General features: G+C 63.7%; 6 protein-coding genes. 4 read left to right on the forward strand and 2 right to left on the reverse strand.

Features of this window, described 5'->3' with window-relative positions:
• The first annotated feature begins 477 nt into the window (after positions 1–477).
• Together ACYQ0L_RS13370 and ACYQ0L_RS13375 are read left to right on the forward strand one after the other, a co-directional pair.
• Positions 478–13887 carry a cadherin domain-containing protein gene (locus tag ACYQ0L_RS13370; protein WP_459789796.1) on the forward strand — a complete coding sequence of 4470 codons (13410 nt, stop codon included), beginning with the start codon at positions 478–480 and terminating at the stop codon, positions 13885–13887.
• A gap of 8 nt (positions 13888–13895) precedes the next feature.
• The gene (locus ACYQ0L_RS13375; RefSeq protein WP_459789798.1) at positions 13896–14411 is read left to right on the forward strand and encodes a toxin-activating lysine-acyltransferase; all 516 of its coding nucleotides are present in this window, start codon (positions 13896–13898) and stop codon (positions 14409–14411) included.
• A gap of 342 nt (positions 14412–14753) precedes the next feature.
• Here the strand turns inward: ACYQ0L_RS13375 and ACYQ0L_RS13380 are convergent, their stop codons facing one another.
• Complete coding sequence (locus tag ACYQ0L_RS13380) at positions 14754–16283, reverse strand: S10 family serine carboxypeptidase-like protein (RefSeq protein WP_459789799.1); 1530 nt, start codon at positions 16281–16283, stop codon at positions 14754–14756.
• Positions 16284–16287: 4 nt separating this feature from the next.
• Positions 16288–17538, reverse strand: coding sequence for an aminotransferase class V-fold PLP-dependent enzyme (locus tag ACYQ0L_RS13385; RefSeq protein ID WP_459789800.1), 1251 nt, complete (start codon positions 17536–17538; stop codon positions 16288–16290).
• A 171-nt stretch (positions 17539–17709) separates the two neighbouring features.
• On the opposite strand from ACYQ0L_RS13385, the gene ACYQ0L_RS13390 reads away from it, so the two are divergent.
• On the forward strand, positions 17710–19167 hold the full coding sequence (locus tag ACYQ0L_RS13390) for a S10 family serine carboxypeptidase-like protein (protein ID WP_459789801.1): 1458 nt from the start codon (positions 17710–17712) through the stop codon (positions 19165–19167).
• A 168-nt stretch (positions 19168–19335) separates the two neighbouring features.
• Positions 19336–22368, forward strand: a 3033-nt coding sequence (locus ACYQ0L_RS13395; RefSeq protein WP_459789802.1) for a TonB-dependent receptor domain-containing protein, incomplete at its 3' end; no start/stop codon positions are given.

Here is a 22368-nt window from a genome sequence, read left to right on the forward strand (position 1 = left end):
TTATCAACGCTCGCAGAGCTTGATGAGTATATTTCATCTCGGGGAGGGGGCGATAAATTTACCCTGAATGGGGTCGAATACGACTCGGGCGCGGTGGGCGTAAGTCGCTCAGACATCGAGACACTGTTCAACCACGACCAGACCGGACTCTTGGTGACTGCTGCGGAGCAGTATGAGAACAAGCGCATCGATGCGGTAAACAAGGGTGTGGAAGCCGCGTTTTTAAGACGGCAGAGCGATTCCTCCTTTTCGATCCCTGCCAATATTTTGCAAGATTTAAAAGCCCAAGGCTTCGTAAAGCTTCGCCGACAACCTGACGACTACGATGTTACCGCGAATGGCCCGTGGGGGTCAGATATGTCGCACTATGAGGTGGATAAAAAAGACTTCGTCGATTTGAATGGGGATGGCACAAAGGATTTAATACGGGTCGGAAAGGAATTCGAGGGTAAAATTCCGCCAATTGTCGTGGGCGGAATGGAGTTTGCCCCATTCGACGCACTGTTCGAGTACGCAGAAGGAATTGTCGAGGGCCTCACCACCATCGATGGCGGTCAGCTCGGAATCGCGCTGGGGGCAGTGCTTGGCCGGCGGCTGACGGATGACCCGTTCGGGCAGATCGGTGCGTCTGCGGTACTCAAGACGGGGCTGGGCGCACTGGGCGAATTCGTAGACAAGGAAATTTTCGGGTCGACCACGACCACCACCAATTTCCTCGGAGGCGGCCTCGACGGGCTGGTCGACGCGTTGGGCAAGAACGTGATCAGCGGGGGCGTCGGGGCGCTGTCCTCTTATCTGACGGCGCAGCTGATCGACGCGGTAGGGCTGGACGGGGTCCCGGGCGAACTCGCCAATTCGGTCGGTGGCGCGGTGATCAACAATATCCTCTCCAACATCGCCGGAAACGTAGGCTCGAGCGATCCGGTATCGATCTTCAATGGTGTCGGCAGTGCCTCCCAGATCACGAATGCCGTGGGATCCTATATCGGGTCCAAGCTCGCTTCGGAGATCAAGACTTTCGAGACGGTCGGGGGACAGATCGGTTCAGCTGTCGGAGGAATTTACGCCGGTTTTGCATCGACCGTAGCGCTTGCGTCTCTGCAAGGCGTCGCGATCGGCACCGCCAGTTTTGCAGCAGTTGCAAAGGCCGCGGCTGCCTTTGCGGCAGCCAATCCGATCATCGCCGTTGCCGTCGTCGCGGTGGTCACGATCGTCGATACACTGCTGGGGGGGCTGATCGGTTCGATCTTCGGCGGAACGCCGAGGTCTGGCGCGGATGTTGTGTGGAACGAGAGCGAGGGCCGGTTCCAGATCGCCAACGTCTATGCGCGAAAGGGCGGAAGCAAGCAGGCTGCGCAGGGTCTTGCCGAAGCGGTCTCGGTCAATTTCAACGCAGTTCTTCAAGCGGCGGGGGGCAAGCTGCTCGATCCCGGCTCGGTGCAGACCGGCAATTACGGCATGCGCAAGCGCGATTATGTCTACCGACCCTATTCGACGACGGACAAAGATGCGATTTCGGCTAAGTTTTCCGGCAATAACGGCGCGGAAAAGCTGATTGCTCACGGCACCTTTCTCGGCTTGGCAGATATCGACGGAGCGATCGTGGGTGGCGACATCTACGTCAAGCGGGCACTCGGGGCGGGACTGGCGAACCACAGCGGTCCGGCGAGCGGCTTTTCGATGGATACCCTTCTCGGCGACATCATCGTCGCCCAAGAGTACGCGCGTTTTCTCGAACAGAAAGATATGATCGGTGCGTTTCTGTCGGCTGCACCGGAAAGTACGTTTGCTGCCAGTTGGCTCGTCACGCTTACACGTGCTGCGGAACTTGGCTTGCACAAGAGATCGGCAACGGACTGGACGGGCGGTTTCACGGCCCTGCTCGACGAATTGGCGGACGGCGTCATCGACGGCGTGTCGGTCCATGCTGCGTCCGTCGGTGCGCGTTTCGATGCCACCAACAACGAACGTCTCTGGTCGGTATCCGATGCCAACGGGTATTTCCTGGGCTATTCCGGGGACACGATCGATCTTGCTGGCCAGACCACGATCGAAGGATCGGCCGCTTCGGACACGATCGTCCTTACCCGAGCGACGTCTGACGAGAACGGAAATCCGATCGCCAGAGGCGGCGCGCAGATCGCCAATACTGCGGGACTGATCATCAACAACGCCGCGGCGGACGGCAGTCGAGAGATCATCGGCGTCTCCGCTGTGATCAGAGCTGGCGCAGGCAATGATGTCGTTCGTGCTTCGGATCTTGGCGATACTGTCTTCGGAGAGGACGGCAACGATACTCTCTATGGTGGCCGGCTCGACGACTGGCTGCTCGGCGGAGACGGCAACGATCGGCTTGATGCGGGTGCGCAGAACGGTGGGCTGGGCGGCGACGGCAACTATCTGAACGGCGGCGCTGGGGAGGACGAGCTCTACGGTCGCGAGGGGTCTGACTGGCTCGAGGGCGGCGATGGTGCCGACAAGCTCTATGGCGGCGATGGGGACGATGTCCTGTCGGGCGGTGCGGGCGAAGACGAAATGCGGGGCGGTGGCGGAAACGATACCTACCTCTTCCGTCGCGGCGATGGGGCCGACCAGGCCCAAGACAAGGATGACTCTGCGCCATCGGCACCAGCGCTCAACCCCGCCGATTTCCCTGGGCTCGACATCGATGATCCGATCGCGGCGCGATTTGCTGCCATTGCGCGCGGGTCGCTTAAGCGCGACTGGAGCGGAAGGGGGGCTCTCAACAGCAATGGCAGGATTGCGGGCGGCGAAGATGCCGTCGCTTTCGGCTACGGGATCGGTATTGGCGATATCCGCCTGAGCCGCTCTGTAGACGGCAAGCACCTGATTATCGATGTGATGGAGATTGGCCCCGACGGGGCCGAACGTCCGACCGGGGATACGCTCACCCTGCGCGGCTGGTTCTCCGACCCTTTCAAGCGGGTCGAATGGCTGAAATTCGTCGATGGTAACGAAATCCGGATCGGCGATATCACCAGTTTCGTGATCGGAACCGGTGGCGACGATGTGCTGATCGGCACGAATGGCAACGATTTCGTTTATGGCGGGCCGGGCGACGACAAACTCTACCTGCTGGCGGGTAACGACGTCGGCAACGGCGGGACCGGCAACGATATGGTCGCGGGCGACGATGGCCGCGATCTGGTGATCGGCGGGCTGGGGGATGATCGCCTCATGGGGGGGCGCGGAGCCGACGCGATCACCGGGGATGATGGCGCCGACGACATCTATGGCGGCGATGATGACGATGTCATTGCCGGCGGGCGCGGCGATGGCGACCTGCTGGTGGGCGGCGCGGGCAATGATACGTTCAAGTATTCGCGCGGCGACGGGCACGATACCGCCTTCGACGATTACGCCGCCTCCTGGCAGGTGGTCTGGACCAAGGGCGTCTGGAATACCGGCGCAGGTTACACCTTCAACCCGACTACCGGAGAGGTGAAAGGACCGGGCAACGAGGTCATCTACAAGAACCTCGGCACGGCGGCGGAACCGCGGTTCGACTGGGTCGGCAGGTTCGATTTCGATGCGACGACCGGACAGCTGAAACGTTTCGTGCCCCCCGCGAATGGCGTTATCACGAGAGATGCGGGCGAGGACACGATCGAGTTCGGGCTCGGGATCAATATTCAGGACATCGTGCTGCAGAGGCAGGCAGGCTCGAATGATCTGGTCCTTCGGATCGGCGATGAGAATGCCGAGAGCGCAGCCTCATCGGATTCGCTCACGCTCAAGAACTGGTACCTCGCGCCCGGCGGGATCGAGAAGCTGGCGTTCTACAATACCGGCATCCTCGAGATCGATCCGTCGAAGCGCCGCCTGATTGCCGGAACCGAAGGAGCGGATGGGACGATGGCGACGCCGCTGTCGGGTTCGGCGATGCAGGACTGGATCACCGGCGGCGGGGGCGACGATATCATCGCCAGCGGCGACGGCGACGACATTCTGGCGGGCAATGCCGGGTTCGACACGCTCAAGGGCGAAGCCGGCAACGATGTGCTCTACGGTGGCGCGGGCAATGATATTCTGGATGGAGGGCTTGGCCGCGATATCCTGATCGGTGGGACCGGGCAGGACGCCGCAAGCTACGCATCCAGCGCGGTCGGGGTGAAGGTGCATCTGTCGGCCATGCACACCAACACCGGCGAGGCGAGCGGCGACGAATTCGATTCGATCGAGGATCTGATCGGCAGCGCCGGGATCGACGAACTGGGCGGCGACGACGGCGACAACGAATTGACCGGCGGCCGCGGCAACGACCTGCTGACCGGCAATACGGGTGACGACAGCTACGTCTGGAACATCGGCGATGGGGCCGATGTGATCGCCGAAGGCGCCTTCGTCGTCGAGGAGGCGGTCACCCCCGACGGCACGCTGGCCGATGGCTATCTCGTTTCGCGCTGGCAGGCGACGGGTGCGATCGATCCGGGATCGGGCTGGCGTTACTGGCAGCTGCAGGTCAAGAACGCCGATGGCCTGGTCGTCTACGACAGTTCCGCCTATCTCTATCCCTCGTCGAGCGTGCCGACACGACCGTTGCCGACCGCCTATATCCAGTCCGGCTGGCTGCATGACTACGTGCGTACATCGGGCCAGCAGACCACCCGTCAGTCTTTCGACGCGTCGATCGACGGCGGGGACGATACGCTCGAATTCGGCAAAGGCATCACGCTCGACCAGCTCTCCTTCGGCTGGTCGGGGCAGAATCTGGTGATCAGCCATCTCGGCCAGGCAGGATCGAGCGTGACCTTGCGGGGGCAGTCGCTCGCCAAGAGTGCGGTGGAGAGCGTGTTGCTGAGCGATGGCTTTGCGTTTTCGCTCGCCAGCATCGTGTTCGCGACGGGCGATCAGCTCAGGTCCGGGACCAGCTCCGGCGATCTCATGCTCGGCCGCTATGGTGCTTTCGCCGATCAACTTTCAGGCGGCGCGGGCGACGACGTGCTGGCCGGATACGCGGGTAACGACACTCTTTCGGGCGGCGCCGGTAACGATGTCATCGAAGGGGGCGCCGGAGCCGATATCATCGACGGGGGCGCCGACGATGGGGGCGCGGGCGACACGGTACGCTATGTCGGTTCGGCGGCTGGCGTGACGGTCGACCTGACCCTGGCGGGCGCGCAAGGCGGGGTGACCGGATCGGACGCCTTTGGAGACGTCCTTTCCGGCATCGAGAGCATTGTCGGGTCCGGCTTCGCAGACACCCTGACTGGCAATGCGGGCAACAACCGCCTGTTCGGGCTTGGCGGCAACGACATCATCAATGGCGGTGGTGGCGATGACGTCATCGTGGGCGATGACGGCAACGACACGCTCAGAGGCGAAGATGGCGCAGACTCGCTGTCTGGTGGCGATGGTGCCGACAATCTCTACGGCGGCAACGACAACGACGTGCTGGACGGGGGTGCGGGCGACGATACGCTGTATGGCGACGATGGCGACGACCAGCTGAGCGGCGGCGAGGGTGTCGATTTTCTGCGTGGCGGCAACGGCAAGGATGTGCTGGTCGGCGGAGACGGAAACGATCGCCTGATTGGCGATGCCGGCGACGACACTCTGGTGGGCGGCGCAGGTACCGACCAGCTCGAGGGCGGGACGGGCATCGATACCTATCATTTCGACCGGTTTTCCGGTGTCGATACGATCATCGACACCTCGGTGGGCAATCTGGTCACCTTCGACGGGTCGGTCGCGATCGAGGAACTCTGGTTCGCTCGTTCGGGCAGCGACCTGCGGATCAGCGTGATCGGCGGCGACACCGCGATCACCATGCGCGATTTCTTTGTTTCGGGAGGTCAGGCCCGCATCCATTCCGTGCAGACCGCGTCCCATGCCATCTTCCTCGACCATCCGGACGCGCTGGCGCTGATCGACGCGATGACCGCAGCGGGCGGGGCCGGGGGTGGGGCGCCGTCCTCCATGCCCAGTAATATCGCGGCGCTGCTTGCCAAATACTGGCATGCCGGCGGGAAGGCTGCGCCTGTCGCTCCCGATGCGCCGCGTACCGCCAGTTTGGCCGAAGACACGTCGATCATCTTGGACGGCAATTATGGCGTGGTCGATCACGATCGAAACATCGTCAGCTACGCGGTTGCGGAAGGGGCGGGGCCGAAATTGGGGGCGCTGTCGAACTTCGACCCGGCTACCGGGGCCTTCACCTACACGCCGTTTCCCGATGTGAACGGGGACGATGCGTTCTCGCTCATCGCGACCGATGCGGATGGGCAGGCGGTCGAGGTTCGGATCGAATTGCGGATCGCTGCGGTGAACGATGCTCCGCGCCTGCTCAAGGTGGGCGGCAACGGCGTGCTTTCGGTGAACGAGGGTGCGCCGGGTGGCGGGACCATCGCCGGCACGCTGATCGGTGTGTTCTCGGCGGTGGATGTCGAGGGAGAGGAGGTCCGCTATTCGCTGGTCGATACGCTGGGCGGGCGCTTCTCGCTTCTGCCGAACGGCGAACTTCGCGTGGCCAATCCGGCCCTGCTCGACCGCGAGGCCGCTGCCACGCACACGATCCAGGTGGTCGCCACCGACCCACATGGTGCCAAGACGACCGGTACCTTCACCGTGGCTCTCGCCAATGTGAACGAAGCACCCGACAAACCGGTTGCGACCGCATCTCTCGCCATGACGCAGGAGCATGTCGCAGGGACCACTGCGTCCAATCTGGGCGTGGCTGTGGCGACGTTCGCGCTGACCGATGTCGATGGGGGCGCGACGCCGAGCCTGCGGTTTACATCCGGTGCGCAGGGCAACCCGGGCAACCGGTTCAAGATCGTCGGCAATCGCGTCGAGTTCAATGGCGAGCCGGACTTCGAGACGCTCGCCGCCCAAGGCTTTACAATTGCCGACAGCGATGGCGACGGTTTCGGAGAGGTAACCCTGACAGGCAGCGTCGAATCTTTCGACGGACAGCTGGCGTCAGGCCAGTCTACAACCTTCTCCATCCGCATCGAGGACGTGAACCAGCGTCAGACCGCGATTGCGCTGACCGGCAAGACCGCCTCGATCGCCGAACGCGATCGGGTTGCGTCGGGTACAGCACGACCTACGGTCATCCTGGGTACGGTCGCCGTGACCGATCCCGACCTACCCGGCCAGCTTGCTGGGCAACAGGTCTTTGCAGTGTTCGAAAACGGATCGACCAGTCCGAGCACGCGGTTCGCCGTCGATAGCGCAAACCGCCTCGTCCTGCTCGCCAACCAGAGCCTCGATTACGAGACCGACGGCGCCACGATCTCGCTGACCATCCGCGCGACGGACAAATCCTCCGCCCCGCTGTCTTTTGAACAGGCCTTTTCTTTCGCGATCGCCAATGAGGACGATATCGTCGAGGGGACCTCGGCTGCAAACGTGCTGACCGGCCAGCAAAACCGCGACATTATTCGCGGGCTTGCCGGGAACGACACGCTGTCGGGCCTTGATGGCAACGACGATCTGGACGGCGGCGACGGCAATGACATCCTGTATGGTGGCGCCGGCAATGATCTGCTGCTTGGGGGGAGCGGCAATGACCGGCTGGAAGGCGAGGCGGGGACCGACACGCTTTACGGTGGCGCGGGCGACGATCTGCTGGATGGCGGCGATGGCAACGACATCCTCTATGGAGAGGCTGGCAACGAAGGCACGCGTGCCAGCGGTACGGACCCGCTGCGTGGCTTCACGGCCGCTGGCCTTAGCGGCGGCGCTGGCAACGATCTGCTCGATGGCGGTGACGGCGACGACTATCTCGACGGCGGAGCGGGCGCAGACCAGCTGATCGGGGGCGCCGGTTTCGATGGCGTCACCTACGCTGGCTCGACCGCGGCGGTGAATGTCAATCTGACCACCGGTATCGGCGCGGGTGGCTTCGCCCAAGGCGATACCCTGTCCGGTATCGAACTGGTCGAAGGCTCCAGCTACAATGACACGATCACCGGCTCTGCCGGCGACGACGTGCTGTCGGGCGGTGGCGGAAACGACACGATCTATGGCGGTGCCGGGGACGACCATCTGCTGGGCGGCGCGGGCAACGACACGCTCGATGCGCAATCGGGCGACGATTATCTCGATGGCGGCATCGGCGACGACATCCTGATCGGTGGGACCGGCAACGATACCTATTTCGTCGCCCGGGGGCAGGGCAACGACCGGATCCGCAACTTCGATGCGACCGGTACCGATTTCGACCATCTCACGCTCGACGGCTCGATCCTCTACAGCGACATCTGGTTCGAGCGCGTCGGCAGCGATCTGCGGCTCAAGATGCTCGGCACGGCAGGTGTCGACGGCACGGTGACGGTGGAGGGGTGGTTCAACGATCCGGCCCGCGGCGATTTCAAGATCGACCTCATTTCCGATGGTGTCGACCGGGCGGCCATCCCCGTGAACGTGGATGCGCTGGTGGCGCTGATGGCATCGATCCCGAGCGCCAGCCGGCCGACGACGCAGGCGCAGATGGCGAGCCTCCGGGGCAGCGATCCATCCTTCCGCAACGGGCTGGAAGATCACTGGGGCCGCCTCGGCCCGCCCAAGATCAGCAATACGGTATCGATCAGCGGTACCGAAGCGCTCGACAACGGAGTTACGACCGTCAGTTTCGCCGTGCGTGCCTGGTTCGACGACGAGCAGGGTCTGGGCGTGACCATTCCGGCGAGCAACATCGATCTGTCGCTCTATACCAGTGGCGGGCAGACGCTGAGCGACTACGTGACCGGAGTGAACTACGGGTCGCCCGACGCAAACGGGAACCGCACGGTCACGCTGACGCTTGCCCCCAATGCGAGCACGCACCTGCTGCCAGGCGGCACCCTGCCGCTACAACTCCGGGCTCAGATCAGGGGAACCAATCGTACCGCGCTCGACGCGGGCGGAATTGCCCTCTCGATCGCGCCGACGGCCGATAATGGCTCGTTTACGCAACTTGCGAGTATTGGCGGGGCCGCAGGGTCGAACATCGCACTGTCGGTTGCGGCGACTTCGCCGGATACGGATGGTTCCGAAGCAGTCGACGTGCTCGTCAAGGGTCTGCCCAGTGGGTACAGCCTCGTCAACGCGTCGGGCGTGGCCACCGGCACCTATGAATCGGCTTCGGGTTGGTGGCGCCTTACCACTGCGCAGCTGAGCGGGCTCAAGCTGAAGGTTCCTGCGGGTCGGCACGAGAATGCCGCGCTGAGTTTCGCCGTCCAGACACGCGATGGCGCTTCGGTCCGCACATCCGGCTGGACCGCGCTGAGCGTCGTCGTGCATGGCAAGCCGACGGATATCAGCCTTGCGGGATCGGTGGCGGAAAACGCCGCGACCGGCACGCTCGTCGGCCTCCTGTCAGCCATCGATCCGGATACAGCAGAGGGCGCAGCGGCCCCCACCAGTTTCCAGCTGATCAACAGTGCTGGCGGGCGCTATGTTCTCGATCCCGCCAATACCCGTCGCCTGCTGGTGAACAACGGCGGAGGCAATCTCGATTTCGAGGCATCGAACCGGGATGCGGCGAACACTATCACCGTCCGTGTCTTCGATGCGGAAGGAAACTACTTCGACAAGGCGATCGTGGTGCCGGTCACGAACGTCAATGAACAGAATGCCATGCCGGCCAGCTATGCCTGGACAGTGAACGAGAACTCGGCGGTCGGCACGGTGGTCGGCACGGTCGCCGCGACCGACCCGGACCCTGCAACGATCGCCTTCGGTCAACAGCGGTACTATTTCCTCAACGGAACTACCGCCAGCGCGAGTTCTTCCGACGGCCGCTATCAGATCGATGCCATCACGGGACGCATCACGACCAAGGCCGCCCTCAATTTCGAGGCGGGCACCACGTCGGTCGGCTACACCGTCATCGCGCGCGACAATGCCGGTGCGGCAGGCTACACGCAGACGCAGAGCACCGTGACCATCGGGATCAACAACCTCAACGAACAGAACGCGCTTCCCGCGAGCTATTCGTTGAACGTGGACGAGAATTCGGCGGTCGGCACGGTCGTCGGCACGGTCGCCGCGACGGACCCGGACTCGGCGACGATCGCCTTCGGGCAACAGCGATACTATTTCCTCAACGCAGGCACCGCCAGCGCGACATCGTCCGACGGACGCTATCAGATCGACGCGGTGACGGGACGCATCACGACCAAGGCCGCCCTCAATTTCGAGGCGGGCACCACGTCGGTCGGCTACACCGTCATCGCGCGCGATAACGCGGGTGCGGCGGGCTACACGCAGACGCAGAGCACCGTTACGATCGGGATCAATAACGTCAACGAACAGAACGCACTTGCCGCGATCACGGCAAAGACGGTGATGGAAAACTCGGCTGCGGGCACGCTCGTCACGACCGTCACCGCGACCGATCCGGACTCGTCCGCGACAGCCTTCGGGCAGCAGCGCTATTATTTCATGAACGGAAGCACGGCCAGCGGCACCTCTGCCGACGGTCGCTACGCTATCAATGCGACGACCGGAGCCATTACAACGCGCGCGGTGTTCGACTACGAGGCTGGCAGCTCGCAAGGATCCTACACGGTCGCCGCGCGGGACAATGCCGGGGCGGCCGGCTACACACAGTCGCTGACCACCTTCGCAATCAATATCGGCGACGTGGACGAACTGCACACGATGCTGGCCGGGACCGGCTCGATCATGGAAAATATCCAGGCTGCGCCGAACGTGGTTCACAATCCTTCGTTCGACCTCAAGACGAGCATGCTGCGCGATCCTGAAGGCCGCGCGATGACCTGGTCCTTCGCCGACGGTTCCACCGAGTCCGGAATCTGGCGCATCTCCTCCGACGGCAAACTGATGCTCAAGGCCGGCATCGCTGATTACGAAGCAGTGACCACGCGTTACGAGGAACGCTGGGTCTATCCCGGCCCCATCGGTGGGGGCGGCGGGAACCCGCGCGACCCCTTGGAGCCCCTATTCCCGGAGGAACCCCTGGATCCCTATGTGGTCTACGTGCCCGTGCGCGACCATTCCCTCGCCACGCAGGCGCTGTCGATCAGGGCGACGGATACGCTCGGCCGATCGGTGACCGGAACCTTCACCGCCAAAATCCTCGACGAGAACGAGGGGCCAAACATAACATCTGCACGCACCTTCTATGTCAATGACGACCAGAAGGTCGGCTATATCGGCCGTATCGGCGCGACCGACCCAGAAACCGGCGCGGCTGCCACTTCCTATCAGATCGTAGGTTTCTCGATGGAGGAAGTCGGCCGCATTTCCGGGGGCAGCAGCGATATCGATAACACGGGCTATCCCTACGTCACCGTGGTCGGCAGCGGCTCTTCCGCCGGCAATCTGTACTTCTCGCTTCCGGGTGACGGCGAGTGGGAGGGTGGGATCAAGAACCACCCCACGCTGGGTGGCCGCTGGTCCTTCCAGCTCAATTATCTGGCGACCATCCGCTCGCGCGATGCCGCCGGCGCGTATCGTGACGAGACCGTGACGATCAAGTTCAAACGGCACAACACTTCGGCGGTTCTGCCCATCGTCTTCGATCTCGATGGTGACGGCATCGAGCTTGTCGCTCTGGACGGTAGCACGATCGCGTTCGACATGGACAAGGACGGCCTTGCCGACAAGACGGGCTGGGTCTCCGCCGATGACGCGCTGCTCGCGCTCGATCGAAACGGTAACGGCGTGATCGATGACAGTTCCGAGATTTCGTTCGCGGACGACGTGGAGAACGCGCTGACCGATCTTGAGGGGCTGCGCGCCTTCGACACCAACGGGAATGGTCTCCTCGATGCGGGCGACCAACGCTTCGGCGAATTCCTTGTCTGGCAGGACATCAACCAGAATGGCGTCAGCGACGAGGGCGAGCTGCGCACCCTGACCGAAGCGGGGATCGTTCAGGTCAACCTGACTCTCAATCAGACCGGCGAAGAATTAGCGGAAAGCCACAACGTGATCTACGCGACGACCGAATATCTCAAGTCGGACGGTTCCACGGGTGTGGTTGGCGACACCAGCTTCGCGTTCGAGCCTTCGGCTGTCGAAGACGAGGATGTGCCCGGCCTGCCCGACGACGTGGCCCTCGAATGGGTCTCGGTGGATGGCGTCGTGCACACCGAAGCAGGGGAGATGCCCTTCCAGAATTCGTCCGACCCTTCGAATGGGGATGAGAGCGGGGAAGCAGAAAACGACGGTAATGGGGCGGATGCTGAAGACTACGCGCTCGCGGCCCCGGTTGTCCTCGATTTCGACGGCGACGGGTCTGGACTGGTCTCGCTGGCCAAAGGTTCGACCCTGTTCGATCAGGACGGGGATGGAGAACTGGAGCGAACGGGCTGGATTGCCTCCGGGGACGCGCTCCTCGCGCTCGACCGCAACGGCAACGGCAAGATCGACGACATTGGCGAAATCTCGTTCCTTGATGACAAGGAAGGGGCCAAAACCGACCTTGAAGGCCTGGCGGCATTCGACAGCAATGGCGATGGCCTGCTCGATGCAAGCGACGCCCGCTTCGTCGAGTTCAAGCTGTGGTTCGACCGCGATAGCGACGGCGTGACCGATGCGGGCGAGCTCCTCAGCCTGGCCGAGGCCGGGATCGGATCGATCAGCCTGGTCGGCACCGCCACGGGTGAAACCGTCACCGCAGGCAGCAACATCGTGTACAACCGGGCGCAATTCACTCGCGCCGATGGAACTGTCGGCGCGGTGCTGGATGCCGGCTTTGCCTATGTGGTCAACAGCTCGACGCACAAGACGGCGCTGACCGGTGCCGACGATGCCGAGCTCGAATTCAGACCCGCCGCGCTCACCTTCGACCGGAAGGCCAAGAAATATCGCGTGGCGTCGATGGGCGGCGAACTGGCGATCATGCCGCGCAAGGCAAACGGCGATTTGGATGCGCGAGCCGGGGCTGTAGGCCCGTTCTCGGAAATACGGTTGTCAGACCGGAGGTACGGCTACCTCGACGCAATAGTGCTCGACCTTGATCGCGACGGCATCGAAACCAGACGCTTTTCGAAGACGAAGGCGCGATTCGACATGAATGGCGATGGCGTGGTCGACGATACGGGCTGGACCACGAGCCGCGATGGTTTCCTGGTCATTGATCGCAACGACAACGGCCGGATCGATGACGGAAGCGAATTGTCGTTCTATCTCGATGCTCCAGAAGCGCGCAGCGCGATGCAGGGGCTGGCCGCGTTCGATAGCAATGGCGATGGTCTTGTCTCGATCCTCGACAAGCGCTTCGGCGAGCTCAAAATCTGGGTCGATGCCGATGACGACGGCCACAGCGATGCAGGCGAGCTGCGCTCGCTCGCGGATCATGGCATCGTCTCGATCCGCTTGCGGGCCAATGCCTCGCAGAATACCGACAAGGTCGGGCGCAACGTGTTGCTGTCGACGGCGGTTTTCAATCGCGCCGACGGGTCTACCGGGACGATGGGCGATGTGGCGTTCGGCTTCGTCCCCTCCCGCAAGCCCGCGACAAGCGTGCCGAACGGACACCCGCAAGGAGATCGTCTGCGCGACTATCCGCACAATGAGCTGACCCTGCAGGATATTCTGAGCGACGATTTCTTCAGCCGCTATGAAGCCCCTGCCCGATCCGAAGGTTCGCTAGATGCCCCGGTCCCGGAAGGGTTCGACCGTCCGGCGCTCAACCTGTCTGAATTGGAGAACTATCCTTCTTCGGATCGGAACGCCAAGCCATCGGAAGTACGCGCGCTTTTCGCAGAGTCGAAAACGCCTTCTGCCATGGCGCCCGAACGGGGTCTTTTGCTGAAATCTGAAGAGATGGCCAGCGAAGATTCGGATATCTCACGCAGACTGGCAATTTTGCGACAGGATATGGCGGCCTTTGGGCCGCTGGGTGGGCTTGAAGACCAGCAGCGCGACCGGCATGCGCCTTATGCTCTGGCGGATATCTACTCGTAAGGACCATTATGGCAACCCAAGCGCCCCCAACCGGCACTGTGCCCACTGTCTCGCATTTTCTGGGAGAGATGGCCTGGCTGCTGACCCAGTCGCCGCTGCACCGGGCGATGCAGATAGGCGACATAGAATGGCTCTGCATGCCCGCCCTGCTCAAGCAACAGTTCTACCTGTTTCGCGATGGCGATCAGCCGGTGGGGCTCGCAATGTGGGCCAAATGCGGGCCGGAAGCGGAAAAGAAGCTCGAAGGCGGAATGATCGAGCCGGAGAACCGGCTGACGCTAGAAGAGTGGGACAGCGGTGAACGCGTGTGGCTCGTCGATCTGATCGCGCCGTTCGCCACCAACCAGAACCGCCAGCGCGAGATCATGATTGCGGATCTGATCTCCGGCCCCTTGAAGGGGACAGAGTTCCGGTTTCACCAGACCGATCCCGCGACCGGCGAACGCAAGGTACAGACCGTCGCCGCAGATGCAGGTGAAAAGTTCAAGGCTGCGGTCGACGCGGCTACCAGTACGAAGCATTAGGTCGGTGACTGGTCGCGCGTCCTGGACTGCCCGCTGCGCAGGAGGCGATAGGCATTGAGGGATTGTGCCCCCCAACAAGTGCGTCCGATAAAAACGCACGGATTGCGCCTAGAGAATTAGCTCGCACAGAGCCTCTCTTGAGGCAGCGCCCGTCCTTTTCGCGCCGGTTGTACCCCAAACATCCCGGTCGTTGGCCCCAGATAGAGCCAGCAGCGCTGCGGTTTCCGCGGTGCTTCGACCTGGGACCCGTATCAGAGACCCACGGCACGGCTGTTCGCGACACCGGATGTCGCGATGGCGGGCCACATGAAACGGCAGTTAGCGGCTGATCCCTCTGATCCCCTAACGGTCGGCGTCCGGCCGCCCCTCATCCGACAATCCTGCCGCCCATTCGCGCATGTCAGTGCTCATCGCGGCGAGACCGGCTTCGTCCTCGAACACCGAATGACCGGCTGCGTATAACTTCGTCGTGCGCCGGTCGCGCGGGATACCGGCGTAGTCCAGCGCGAACAGGCCGGCATAGGCAGGGGTGGTGATGTCGTAGATGCCGCCGGAGGTGTAGAGCGCCATCGCAGGCTTGCGCTCGAGCGCCGCGTTCAGGAACGGCGTGAACCGGGCGCTGGTATAGTTCTGCCCGTCGCCCCAGCCCCAGCGGAAATTGATGCCCAGATTGAGGCTGCGATAGGCGCTGGGCACCGCATAGCCCAGATCGTCGGCCAGGTAGCTCTCGATTGCAGCCGTCGTCTGCGTGCCGAGCGTCATGCTTGGATCGTCGAAGGGCGGCTGGAAGTTCGATTCCGCAATCGCGCGGGTGGCGCGCGCGTCGAGCTGGCCGGTGCGAAGCCCCCGGTCGCCCAGCAGGCCGAGCATGAACTCCTGCTTGGGCAGATGCAGGTCCCACGCGAGGAGATCGGCTTGCGGTATGCCGATAAACGCCGACAGCCGCTGCGCGATATCGTCCCTGGCATCGGCGTTCAGCGTCGGGCCCTGCATCAGCGCGGCGGCATAATCGGTCTGCGCGAAGGCACAGGCGGCGTCGAACCATTCGTTCGCCGACATTCCCTTGCGATCGACCGCCTCATGATACCACGCCACTGCAGCCAGGGTGGGCAGGAGCACCGCGTCCGAGACGACGGGGCCGGACGTGTCGCCGATCGCCAGCGAGAGAAGCGCGACGCCGTCGGGCAGCGGCAGGTCCGCCTCCATCTGCTGGTCGAGCATGGCTAGCGCGCGCGCGGTGCCGTAGCTTTCGCCGACCAGCGCGAAAGGCGAGGCGGTGCGTCCATTGGCCTCGCGCCAGGCCTGTACGACCTTCGCGACAGCCGCCGCATCTCCAGCGACCGAGAAAAGGCTGGCGGGATCGGCACCCGCCACGGGCATGCTCGCGCCGGTCCCCGCCGGGTCGATGAATACCAGGTCGGCGACGTCGAGCAGGCTGTGTTCGTTCTCGACCAGCCGCGCTTCGCCCCTATCATCGACCAGCCGACGCGGGCCGAAGGCCTTCATGTGGAGCGGGGAGGAGGATGCGCCGGGCCCGCCGTTGAAGAAGAACAGGATGGGGCGCACTGCCGTATCGCCGGCATCGCGTGCGACATAACCATAGGTGACAACGACTGCGGCATCCTCGCCCGCCGCATTCTCCACCGGGGTTTCGGTGACGATCGCGTCGTAGGTGATATCGCGCCCGTTGATGCGCGCTTGGTGGCGTGTCGTGACGACCGTGTCGGTGGCTTCGCTGCGCTCCACCATCGGTTCCATGGCCTGCAGGAAAGCGGGCGGCATGGGCCGGTCGAATTCCTGCGCCGCAACGACCTGGGGGAGGAGCGCGAGCGGGGCGGCGAGCGTAAGGCACAGGCGATTGAGTGATGTCACGAGATCATCCGTTCTGGTTGGGCAGCGCAGCAAGCAGGGCCTCGATATCCTCGGCCGTGTTGAAGAAGGAGGGGCAGACGCGGAAGCGGTTGCGCGAGAGGGTGATCGCCACGCCCGCGTCGGCCAGCGGCTTTGACAGCCTCTCGTACGCCCCCTCGAAGGCGCAGGTGAGCAGCGGCGAGCGGCACTCGGGCGGCGTCACTACGCGATAGCCCTTGGCCGGCAGTGCCTCGTGCAGCCGCTCCAGCAGCGGGCGGCGGCGCGCGACGATGGTATCGACGCCCAGGTCGAGCAGCAGGGGAAGCGAGGCGTCGAGCTGCGCCATGACCGCATGCGAGCGGGTGCCCATCGCGAACAGGCCCTCGGCGTCCTCGCGCGGGGCCATGTCGGCCACGGTCTCGCCGGGAGGATCGAACGGATAGACGTGCGACTGGAACTTCGCGAGCTGGTAGTAGCCGTAGCGGGTGCGGTGGAGTTCGGGAATCCGGTCGGCGCGGACGTAGAGGAACCCGAGCCCGAAATCGCCCATCAGCCACTTGTATGTCGCGGTGGCGGCGAAATCGACCTTGCTGGCATGCAGATCGACCGGGACCGTGCCTGCCGCGTGAATAATGTCGGCATAGACCATCGCGCCGCGCGCATGCGCGATCTGGGTAATCGCGGCGAGATCGTGTTCGAAGCCGTTATAGGTCGACACCAGCGACAGGCTGACCAGCCGCGTATCTTCGGTGATGGCGGCTTCGTAGGCGGCGGGATCGATCCGGCCGTTCTCCGGCTTGAGCCAGACGACCTCCATGCCGCGCCGCTCAAGCTCTTGGTACATCCAGAACGAGCCAAAGAAATGGAGCGTGTCGGTCACGATCCGGCCGCCGCTTTCGGGGATGCCCAGCGCGTCGATCACCAGCTGTTCGCCGGCGGTGGTGCTCTGCACGAACGCCAGCTCTTCCGGCGATGCGCCCACCAGCGTGGCGAAGGAGCGTTTGACCCGCTCTTCGACCTCGCCGGTCGGCCAGCGTGCGCCCGATGCGCGCGTATCGTGATAGGCCCTGACCGCCGCGTGCGCGGCCCGTGGCACCGGGTGCATGGTGCCGCTGTCGAGATAGACGCCCTCGGCCGGTTCGAAGAGAGCGGCAGCCGGGCGCTTCAGGGCCGAAGCGCGAGAAGACGCAGTTGCCGCAAGGGGGAGGCTTGCGGTGCCCGCCAACACGGATCGTCGCGAGAGGGAGAAGGCGTTGGATTTGGTCTTGCCGGTCATGGCGACAGCTTAATCCTCCGTTGGCGCATAAATATGCCTCAATTCATCGCGCTCGGGGCTGCGAACTGCATTCGAGGCGGCGGTGGTGATAAAAATCGTCTGCATACGCATAATTTTTGCCCCGCTAACCAGTGTAATGCTCTGCGCAGAAACGAGTTTGAAGGACGACTTATGAACACGCGCTGGGGAAGTCGCGCGGCGCTGATCGGCCTGGCGGCGATGCTGCTGGGGGCGGGATGCCATAATGTGCCGGTCGAGCACACCGCAACAAAACCGTGTGCGGATGACGCCATCCATTCAGAGCATCGGGTCGAGACGTCCGAAGGTCCGCTGGCCTACGATGCTTGCGTCGGCACGCTCCGGGTCGCGGGAGAGGGCGGCACGGGCGCGGCGGATCTGTTCTACACCGCCTATTTCGCGCGCACCGATGAGGCGGAGCGCCCCTTGTCCTTCGTGTGGAATGGCGGGCCGGGGGCGGATTCGCGCCTGCTGCATTTCGACGCGATGGGCCCCATGCTGATCCGCGCGGGGGAAGCGGTGGAGAATGCCGAAACCCCGCTGATGGCCAGCGATCTCGTCTTCCTCGATCCTGCCGGCACGGGCTTCAGCCGTGCGCGCACGCCGGCCGATGCGGAAAGGCTCTATTCGACGACGGGCGATATTGCGGCGACCAGCCAGTTCGTGATGCGGTTTCTGGAACGCTACGGCCGCGGCGATGCGCCGCTGTACCTGTTTGGCGAGAGCTTCGGTACCTGGCGCGCCGCGGGCACGGCGGAGGCGCTTATCGACAAGGGGGTCCCGGTCGCGGGTGTCGGCCTGATCTCGGGCGGGATACCGCTGGGGGAGGATACGAACCGCGCGCTCTCTCGCGCGCTGTCGTTGCCCAACCGCACCGCGACTGCGCTCGCCCTCGGGAGGCTGGATCCGGCCTTGCAGGCGAAAGGCGATGCGATAATCGCTCAGGCGACGCGGTGGGCACGGGAAAAGTGGTATCCGGCGCTTGCCGATCCGGCATCGCTCACCCCCGGGCAGAAGGCGGCGATTGCGGCCCGGCTGGCGCGTTACCACGGGATGCGGCCCGATCAGGTCGATCCCGAAACGCTGTGGGTCTCTCCGCGTGATTTTCGCACCGGTCTGATTCCGGGCAAAACGCTCGACGTGTTCGACATGCGCGTGATCGGCGCTGCAAATCACCAGTCGGGTGGCGAAGCCGTTCTGTCCTATTACCGCGACACGCTGGGCTACCGCGTTGGCCAATATGCGGGGATCGAGGTTGAGAGCCTGCCGGTCGGCGAGAGCTGGCAATATGATCAGGCCGAAATCACGAAGGAATCGCTGGCGCGTGCGATGGCGGGGGAGGGGCCGCCGAGTCCTTCCCAGCCCTGGACGATCCGCGCGATGCGCAAATCGCCCGGGATGCAGGTGTTCGTTGCTGCCGGAATCTACGATTCGCTTAATAGCTGCGCCGCGAACGAGGCGACGGTCGCCCGTCTGCCGGGCGGGATCGCGTTTCGCATCGCTCTGCACTGCTATCGCGGCGGCCATATGATGTACGATGTTCCAGCAGCCCGGCGGGAATTCGCGAACGACCTGACGGCCTTCATCCGCAATTCGCACTTTCCGCAATAGTGGGCAATCGTAAGGCGCGCAATCTCGGGTGGCCGCAATATATATGCGCAAACAATGCGCAAAGGCCCGACCTTCGCAACGATTTTTCCGCCTCGCCGACATAAACCTGTTGTTGCGCCGATAGGAGAGCGGCGACCAGTTTTGCAACGGAACCCAAGGGGGATCATCATGGCCAATCTCATCGACCGCCGCCGCAGCCCAGTTCGCCTCGCGCTCCTGAACGGGTCGGCCTGCATCGCGATCCTGGCGACGCCAACCGCGCTCGCCGCCCAGACTTCCGACGAGATTGCTCCCGGAGAGGTTCCTGCCGCCGCCGATGCATCCCCGGACAACATGATCGTCGTCACGGGTTCGCGCATTCGCCGCAACGTTGCCGACGAAAGCACGCCGATCACGGTCCTTGGAGAGGAAGTCGTGGAGGACCGTGGCTACACCTCCGCCGCCGACGCTCTGAACCAGCTGACGGTGAACACGCCGCAATTGAGCCAGGCCGACAATAGCGGCGAGAGCAGCGGTTCCGGCCAGCAGTTCGCCGACCTCTTCGGTCTTGGCGCGGGCCGCACGCTCACGCTCGTCGATGGCCGGCGCATGGTGACGAGTTCGTCCGGGCTGGGCGATGCTCAGGTCGATGCGAACATCATTCCGCTAGGGCTGCTCGAACGGGTCGAAGTCGTCCAGGGCGGCGGCGCGGCGGTCTACGGTTCGGACGCGATCGCAGGTGTGGTGAACTACATCCTGAAAGACGATTTCGAAGGGATCGAACTCGACGCGCAGAACGGCATTTCCTCGCGCGGCGACTACCACACCTATAGCCTGCGCGGCACCGTGGGCACCAACTTCGCAGGCGGGCGGGGCAACATCGCGGCGGACGTGGGCTATTCAAGATCCCCCATCCTGCGGTTCGAGGATCGCTCGCTGTCCAATCTGGCGCGCCTCACCGTTTCCAATCCGGACGACACCGGTCCGGCCGATGGCATCCCCTCGGTGCGCGAACTGCTCGATGCGCGGTTCTGGGAATTCAATGCCAATGGCGTGCTGTTCAACACGCCCGCTCCGTTTCCCAGGTTCCTGACCCAGTCCAACGGAGTTCCGCTGCAGTTCGCGCCGGACGGCAGCCTGCAGGCATTCGACCCGGGCGAGGATGTCGGCATTCCCTTCGCCAGCGGCGGCGACGGGTTCAGCTATCGCAATCTGGTCGGCCTGCGGACCGGGGTCGAACGTCTGACGGCGAATGCCATCGCCAGCTACGACCTGACGGATGCGGTGACCATCAAGGCGCAGGCGCTCTATGCCCGCACTGAGGGGGAGGAGATTCCCCAGGGCCAGAGCAGGACCATTCTGAACGCCGGCACCTATGCGGGCCCGATCACCTTCACCACCGCCAACCCTTTCCTGTCCGACAGTGCGCGGCAGACCCTCTCGGCCGCCAATCCCGGCTTTGCGCAGGGGGCTCCGATCTTCCTGTCGAAGTATTTCTTCGATCTCACCCCGTCGAACACGCAGACCTACACGACCGACACCTATCGCGGGGTTCTGGGCGTAGAAGGTGATTTCTCGGCCGGATGGCGCAGTTTCTACTGGTCCCTTTCGGGCAGCTACGCCCGCGTCGAAGGCGCGCAGCGGCGCTGGGAGGTCGATAACGCGAAATACGACAATGCGATCGACGCCGTGTCGGCGGGCGGATCGATCGTGTGTGCGATCAATGCAGATGCCGATACGACCAATGACGACCCCTCCTGCGCGCCGATCAACCCCTTCGGCGACGGCAATGTGAGCGCCCAGGCGCAGCAATATGTGAGCGTGCGGGCCGGACAGGATTACACCAACGAACAGATCGACCTGCTGGCGACGTTCGGCGGCGATATCGTCCGGCTGCCCGGCGGCACCGCCCAGTTCAGCATTGCTTACGAACATCGCGACGAAAGCGCCGAATTCCTCCCGCTGGAAGCCAACCGTCTCGGCCTTTTCGGCGGCGGCACGATGGAGCTTGCGCAGTCGGGCCAGTACAATACGGACGAATTTTCCGGCGAATTGCTGGTCCCGCTGGTGGATCGCGCCATGAACGTGCCGCTTGTCCGCACGCTCGAATTCAGTGCGGCCGGACGCTACGTCGACAACTCGATCGCGGGCGAAGAGGAAGTCTGGGATCTGGGCCTGCGCTGGCAGCCGGTGGAGGGTGTGACCCTGCGCGGATCGCGCAGCCGCAACTTCCGCGCGCCGACCCTGACCCAGCTGTTCGCGCCCCAGCGGAGCGAGCTTTCATCGGTCGGCCGCGATCCTTGCGATGCCGATCGGATCACCAGCGGTCCCAATCCCTCGGTCCGCGGCGCGAACTGTCTCGCGTTGTTCGAAGCCAATCCTGGCTTCGGGGTCGCAGCCGACGGCTCCAACGCCGGGGCCAGCGCGGCTGAGCGTCTGGCGAGCTTCCAGAGCCCGTCCGAGAATTTCGAGCGGGCCACGGTTACCACCGGTGGCAATGGCGATCTGCGCAACGAGATTTCAGATACGACGACCTACGGCATCGTCCTCCAGCCCGCGTTCATCCCCGGCCTGACGATCAGCGCCGACCGGATCGAGATCGATCTGGAAGACGGCCTTTCACCGTTCACCACCGAAGATTTCGCGGCCAGCTGCTACGACAATACAAATCCCGATCCGGCGGTGTGCGATGCCTTCACCCGGCTGGCCAATCCCGATGGTCTGAACCCGGGCGGCACGATCATCGAGGGGACGACCACGACGTTCAACGCCGGCGTGGTCCAGTACCGCGGCGAAGTCTACGCGGTCAGTTACGATTTCAGCCCGGCCAACAGCGACTGGGGCGACTTCCGGGTGGCCGTGAACGCGACCCACAATGCCCTGCTGACGACGTCGGTCACGGGCGAAACCTTCGTGCGGACCGATGACACCTACCTGAAGCCCGAATGGCAGGGCCGCCTGAACATCGACTGGGAGAAGGGGCCGCTGCGCGTGAGCTACCAAGCCTTCTATCTCGACGAGACCAGGGCCGCCTTCGACGCCACGATCGAGAACAATCCGAACCCCGTGCTCGACAGCAACCTGACGCACAGCATCTCCGCCCAGTTCGAGACCGGGCCGCTGACGCTGCGCGCAGGCGTCGACAACTTCACCGATGAAGGGCCGTCCTACCCCCAGATTCTCTACGGCGACATTCTGGGCCGGCGGTTCTTCGTCGGTGCA

This window comes from Alteriqipengyuania triglochinis (assembly GCF_054655655.1).

Excerpts from the sequence above, each read along its gene's own strand:
- ACYQ0L_RS13370 (WP_459789796.1), top strand. The coding sequence starts at position 478 with ATGGAGTTTGCCCCATTCGACGCACTGTTCGAGTACGCAGAAGGAATT.
- ACYQ0L_RS13390 (WP_459789801.1), top strand. The coding sequence starts at position 17,710 with ATGAACACGCGCTGGGGAAGTCGCGCGGCGCTGATCGGCCTGGCGGCG.
- ACYQ0L_RS13375 (WP_459789798.1), top strand. The coding sequence starts at position 13,896 with ATGGCAACCCAAGCGCCCCCAACCGGCACTGTGCCCACTGTCTCGCAT.
- ACYQ0L_RS13385 (WP_459789800.1), bottom strand. The coding sequence starts at position 17,538 with ATGACCGGCAAGACCAAATCCAACGCCTTCTCCCTCTCGCGACGATCC.